Annotated in this window: 4 protein-coding genes, 4 tRNA genes and 1 pseudogene; 2 read left to right on the plus strand and 7 right to left on the minus strand. The window is 51.1% G+C overall.

Features of this window, described 5'->3' with window-relative positions:
• Positions 1-117: 117 nt before the first annotated feature.
• From PHF27_RS13200 to PHF27_RS13230, 7 genes and pseudogenes are all read right to left on the minus strand, one after another.
• Entirely contained in the window at positions 118-678 is a 561-nt protein-coding gene (locus PHF27_RS13200; protein ID WP_300071018.1) for a hypothetical protein, read from the minus strand.
• Between the two features lie 211 nt (positions 679-889).
• Positions 890-965: transfer RNA gene (locus PHF27_RS13205), tRNA-Phe, on the minus strand.
• Positions 966-975: 10 nt separating this feature from the next.
• Positions 976-1,051 (minus strand) — tRNA-Asp (locus PHF27_RS13210).
• Positions 1,052-1,060: 9 nt separating this feature from the next.
• A tRNA-Val gene (locus tag PHF27_RS13215) sits at positions 1,061-1,136 on the minus strand.
• A gap of 36 nt (positions 1,137-1,172) precedes the next feature.
• Positions 1,173-1,247, minus strand: a tRNA-Glu gene (locus PHF27_RS13220).
• Between the two features lie 105 nt (positions 1,248-1,352).
• Positions 1,353-2,261 carry a phosphate butyryltransferase gene (ptb, locus tag PHF27_RS13225; protein WP_300071021.1) on the minus strand — a complete coding sequence of 303 codons (909 nt, stop codon included), beginning with the start codon at positions 2,259-2,261 and terminating at the stop codon, positions 1,353-1,355.
• A 436-nt stretch (positions 2,262-2,697) separates the two neighbouring features.
• Positions 2,698-3,720, minus strand: a pseudogene (locus PHF27_RS13230) (MFS transporter); the annotation flags it as partial.
• 47 nt (positions 3,721-3,767) lie between these two features.
• Between PHF27_RS13230 and PHF27_RS14355 the strand changes: the two are divergent.
• Together PHF27_RS14355 and PHF27_RS13235 are read left to right on the plus strand one after the other, a co-directional pair.
• Positions 3,768-3,986 (plus strand): ATP-binding protein, encoded by a 219-nt coding sequence (locus PHF27_RS14355; RefSeq protein WP_363320069.1) that lies wholly within the window; start codon positions 3,768-3,770, stop codon positions 3,984-3,986.
• On the plus strand, positions 3,983-4,636 hold the full coding sequence (locus tag PHF27_RS13235) for a response regulator transcription factor (RefSeq protein ID WP_300071024.1): 654 nt from the start codon (positions 3,983-3,985) through the stop codon (positions 4,634-4,636). The genes PHF27_RS14355 and PHF27_RS13235 overlap by 4 nt, the downstream gene beginning before the upstream one ends.
• Positions 4,637-5,035 lie beyond the last annotated feature (399 nt).

The raw sequence follows: 5,035 nt of genomic DNA on the forward strand, positions 1-5,035 counted from the left end.
CATTCAGTACTGATTCTTTAAATTCTTTAGTGTAGTTTTTGCCCTTCATATCTTGTCTCCACCCTTCTGTTTTTATTCTATCCGATTTAGAGACAAGACTCCAACTTCATTAGGGGGCTAAATAGCCTGCACATGAGCCACCATGATTTGCGTCTCTTTCAGCAACGTCTGCCGCTGCGCTTCCGTCAGCTCCACACAGCCCTTATCGATCGCCGCAACCAAAGCGCGTCCTTCACCAGTAATCTTAGCCAAATTAGGATCATTCGCGCGTTTCGCCGCAATCACGCGATCCCCCAGCTTAACGTAATCGCCAATGAGCTTTTTCACTTCTTCGCCTTTAGCCTTCAGCTCCGGTTTTTCCACCTTGGCGACATAGTCGTTCATTATCGAATAGCTCAACTGAATGTTCGCCCGATATCCCTTCTCATAGGTATCCATGCCGTCCGGATAAAAGAGAAAACCGCGCATATCCAGGAGCGCTCTCGTAAATTGCGTATGCGCATCTTTGGCCGCCACCATGTCCAGCGCATCCGCTTCAATGACGTTTTGCGCTTCCGCCCCGACTGCGCGCAAATGGTAGTAGGTGTATCCTACGACCCCTGCCATCAAGGACACTGCTAAGACAAACATTAAAACAATTTGTGCAACAATAGGCGTACGACTCTTATTCTGATTCATTATGACGTCCTCCCCCTCATTTCTGCCATTTGCCAATCTTAGCTTATTGTATGTTTATTATACCTTTATTTATATCGTTTGAAAATACTCTCGAAATAAACATTTGCAATTAATTGAATTTTCGGCTTTGTTTATGTATCAGACCGAAGACTCAGGCCTTTCCGAACATAAAAAAACGCCCTTCCAAACAGGAAAGGCGTCGCAATTACAATGGTGCCGCAGGACGGAATCGAACCGCCGACACGAGGATTTTCAGTCCTCTGCTCTACCGACTGAGCTACCGCGGCAAAAAAAAAGTGGCGACCCCGATCGGATTCGAACCGACGATCTCCGCCGTGACAGGGCGGCATGTTAACCGCTACACCACGGGGCCGCATTTTTTTGGTGGGCGATGACAGGATCGAACTGCCGACATCCTGCTTGTAAGGCAGGCGCTCTCCCAGCTGAGCTAATCGCCCACTCTATGTCCAGCGCCAAAGCGCTAAACGCGAGTTTGGTGACCCGTAAGGGATTCGAACCCTTGTTACCGCCGTGAAAGGGCGGTGTCTTAACCGCTTGACCAACGGGCCGTTTGCCGTTGCCGCTACTGCAGCTCCGGGACAATGTATATATTAACGGAATAACCTCACCTTGTCAACGCCTTTTTACAAAATAAATTTCATACGCCATTTAGGCTACTTTTGAGGCTGCGCCGCCAGCACAGCCAACGCGATGGATTGCAGCTTCGCAGCGGATGAATCGGCGCGAGAAGTCATGACAATCGGAGCTTTAGCGCCGACCACCACGCCGGCCACAGCGCCCTGCGCCAAAAAGGTAGCTGCCTTGTACAGCATATTGCCGCAGATAATTTCCGGCACCAAGAGCACGTCGGCGCGCCCGGCCACTTCGCTGACAATGCCTTTATGGTGCGCCGCTTCCTCGCTTAAAGCATTATCGAGAGCCAAAGGACCATCCACAATACAGCCCTTGATCTGGCCGCGTTCGCACATTTTTGTCAACGCCGCCGCATCCACCGTTTCCGGCATGTCCGGATTGACGACCTCTACCGCCGCCAGCGCCGCTACGCGTGGTTTTTCCAAACCCAACGCATGCGCTACATGAACGACATTCTTTAAGATCTGCACCTTCTGCGGCAAATCCGGCCGCATATTCATCGCGCCATCGCTCATAAAGAGCAGTTTCTCCCGCCCGGGAATCTCCATCACCGCCACATGAGACAGCACTTGCTTGCCCTGGCGCAAGCCCACATCCTTATTCAACACCGCGCGCAGAAAATCAGCTGTAGGAATCAAGCCTTTCATAACGACCTGGGCTTCTCCGGAGCTGACTAAACGCACCGCTTCCAGCGCCGCCTTCGAAGGATTGGCCTCATGTACTATCGTCAAATCTTCTGCCGCTACGCCGCACTGCGCCGCCAAGGCCAAGATTTTCTCTTTATCGCCGACAAGAACCGCCTCGGCAATTCCTTGTTTTTTCGCCGCCAGCACCGCCTCTAAGACATGCTCGTCTTCCGCTGCCGCTACCGCTACTTTACACGTAGGAATTCCTTTTGCTTTCTCCAGAACTTCTTCAAACTTTCTCACGTTCCATCCTCCTCGTCGTGTTATCGACTGCTATCTCATCATAGCACACTCTAAGGCCGCAGAAAACAAATTCTTAACTTTTAAAAAAATATACTTTGTCCTTCACCAAAAAACTTTACAAACTGTACATGTCGCGATTTTACTGGTTTTTTAAAGTCGACTTACAATGGAGGAATTCCACTGTTGGGAGACACAAGGAGTGGTAGCAGGAACGGAAATCGAACAGGCGTAAAGGGAGTAGATGGAGGGTACGGAGAGGATGAAGCACAGAGCAGAGAAAGGCCAGAGGAAAACAGAGAATTGAACAAGAGAATCAGAGTCAAGAGAGGGTACGAATGAGGGTTACGGGGTACGGTTTTATAAAAAAAATAGGCTTGCTTGATGCAGCTACCTGCACCAAGCAAGCCTATTTCAATTTCCTACTAATTGAAGTCTCTCAACCCGCCGCGCGCTGCAGCTCTTCGCGCTCTTTAGCCAGTTTTTGAGCCCCCCGATGTGTCAGGATGCAGAAGAACACGCAACAAACCACGCCGCCTAACAGCACGTAGAAGCCGCCGTCCCAGCCCACTCGGTCCACCATAACCCCAAACAAGCTGGTACCTAAGGACGCGCCGCAAATATAGCTCATGAAACCGCGCAGCCCCACTGCCGAACCAACGGCAAAGGAGGGAACAATCTCCATGGTTTGTACGGACGCCAAAAATTGGGGAATGTAGATCAAGCAGCCTACAATCGCCGCAAAGACCGTAGTCCAGAACAGCGTAGTGCTCTGCCAATAGCCAATGACGCAGAAGAAGATCAAACACATGGCGATAATGGCCGGAGGCATGCGATACCCTTTAAAAAACTTGTCCGACAAGTACCCTGCAAACAAAGTCGACGGGATGGCCGCCCATTCAAAGAACAGAAAGGCGATAGCCATTTCGGTTTTGCTGAAATGCTTTACTTCCAACAGATAAATAGGAAGCCAGCTGATCATGCCAAAACGAACCATGTAAACGAAGGTATCTACTAATGATACGAACCAGGCATTTTTGTTTTTCAGTACATACTGGCAAAAAATCTGCAAAGCGGTCATATCTTCCGGCGCCTGGGCGTTGTTTTTCCGCAGTTCTGCGGGATTGGCCTGTTCCGGCCTCATTTTCGCCAAAGTCGGCAAGCCCTCGCTGGCCGGCGATCCTTTGCATAAAAGCAGCACCACCATGGCAAAGAAAACAGCTACAAGCGCAGGAACCTGGTAGCTCGCCACCTGCCAGTTTTCCGGACCGCCTACAAGAGAAAAGGCCACGCCGACAATGGGCGCCACAATGCCGCCGCCTACGTTATGAGAAATATTCCAAACCGCCCCTACAATGCCGCGTTCCCGCCGGGGAAACCAATTGGCAATCGTAATAAAACTGGGGCCTACGCCCATCCCCTGAAACATGCCGTTCAGTACCACTAAGCCGGCAAACATCCAAAGGGGTCACGAATATCATCCGCCATGCCCAGGCCTCTTCCCTGTGCCTGCGCTTCTGCCAACAAGGCGATTGGCTGTGCATTGAACTGGCTGACAATGGCCGCGGCGTAAACGAAAAGCAAACTGCCGAAACAGAACGTTTGGGCATCCAAGGCGTGCGCGAACGAGTAGAACTCTTAGGCGGGCGTTTCACCCTCTCTCCCGCCTCCAGGCAAGGCACTCTCTTGCGCGTCGAAATTCCGTTAACAAAGGAGACTCCTTTATGAATACCATTGTTTTAGCCGATGACCATCGTTTAATCCGCGCCGGACTCAAAGCCATGCTGCAAAAAGACCCGTCTTTGGAGCTTGTCGGCGAAGCCGCCGACGGCCTGGAAGCCATCGAGCTGGTGCGAGACTTACATCCAGACCTAATCATTCTCGATATTTCCATGCCCGCCTTAGACGGCCTATCCTGCATTGAACATATCCGCAGCGCCTCGCCACAAACGCGCATCCTGCTTTTGACCATGCACGAAGACGAGCAATACATTCGCTTGGGCTTTCGTCTGGGCGCCCAAGGCTTTTTAACGAAAAACGCCGTTGACAAGGAATTTTTCGACGCCGTACGCACCGTCTTATCCGGCAGCCGTTATTTATCGCCTCAAGATTCACAGCGCCTGCTGCGTACCTTGGGAGAAGAAACAGCCGCAGCGGACCGGCCTGAGGACCTGCTCAGCACCCGCGAACTGGAAGTGCTGCGCTATATTGTCCACGGCTACGCCATCACCGAAATCGCCCCTAAACTGACCCTCAGCGCCAAAACCGTCGAAACCTATAAAACGAGAGTAATGGAAAAAGTCGGCGCTACACGAAAAAGCGAGCTGGTCAACTACGCCCTCAAACATGGCCTCATGGGCACGCTGCAGGAACGATAAGCAACCAACAAGAGAATCGGAGTGACCGGAGGGTACGAAAGAGGGATTCGAAAATTAACAGGAGTACGACGGCGCTGGATGCGGTTAGGGTCGGTTGCGCCATGGATGGCATGGCAACCGACGTCTGCTGGCAGTTAAGAGGGAGGGCACAAAAAAGAAACAGAGGCTGCGCCGCTAATCTAGCGACACAGCCCCTTATTTTTAAAGCATTTTCAAAAATCGTACTCCGTAACCCTCAGCGTACCCTCCGATTACTCCCTTTACTCCTGTTAAGAGTGTTCTCACAAACTCAAAACCCTTGAATTTACTGGCCTCGTAATGAGGTCTTTTTATTTTACCTCCCAACATAGAGCGGAAAATTAGCGGAAAATTAGTGAAGAAAAATCAATTTGGGACTTG

Origin of the sequence: Anaeromusa sp., assembly GCF_028691475.1 — a bacterium.
GTDB lineage: Bacteria > Bacillota > Negativicutes > Anaeromusales > Anaeromusaceae > Anaeromusa.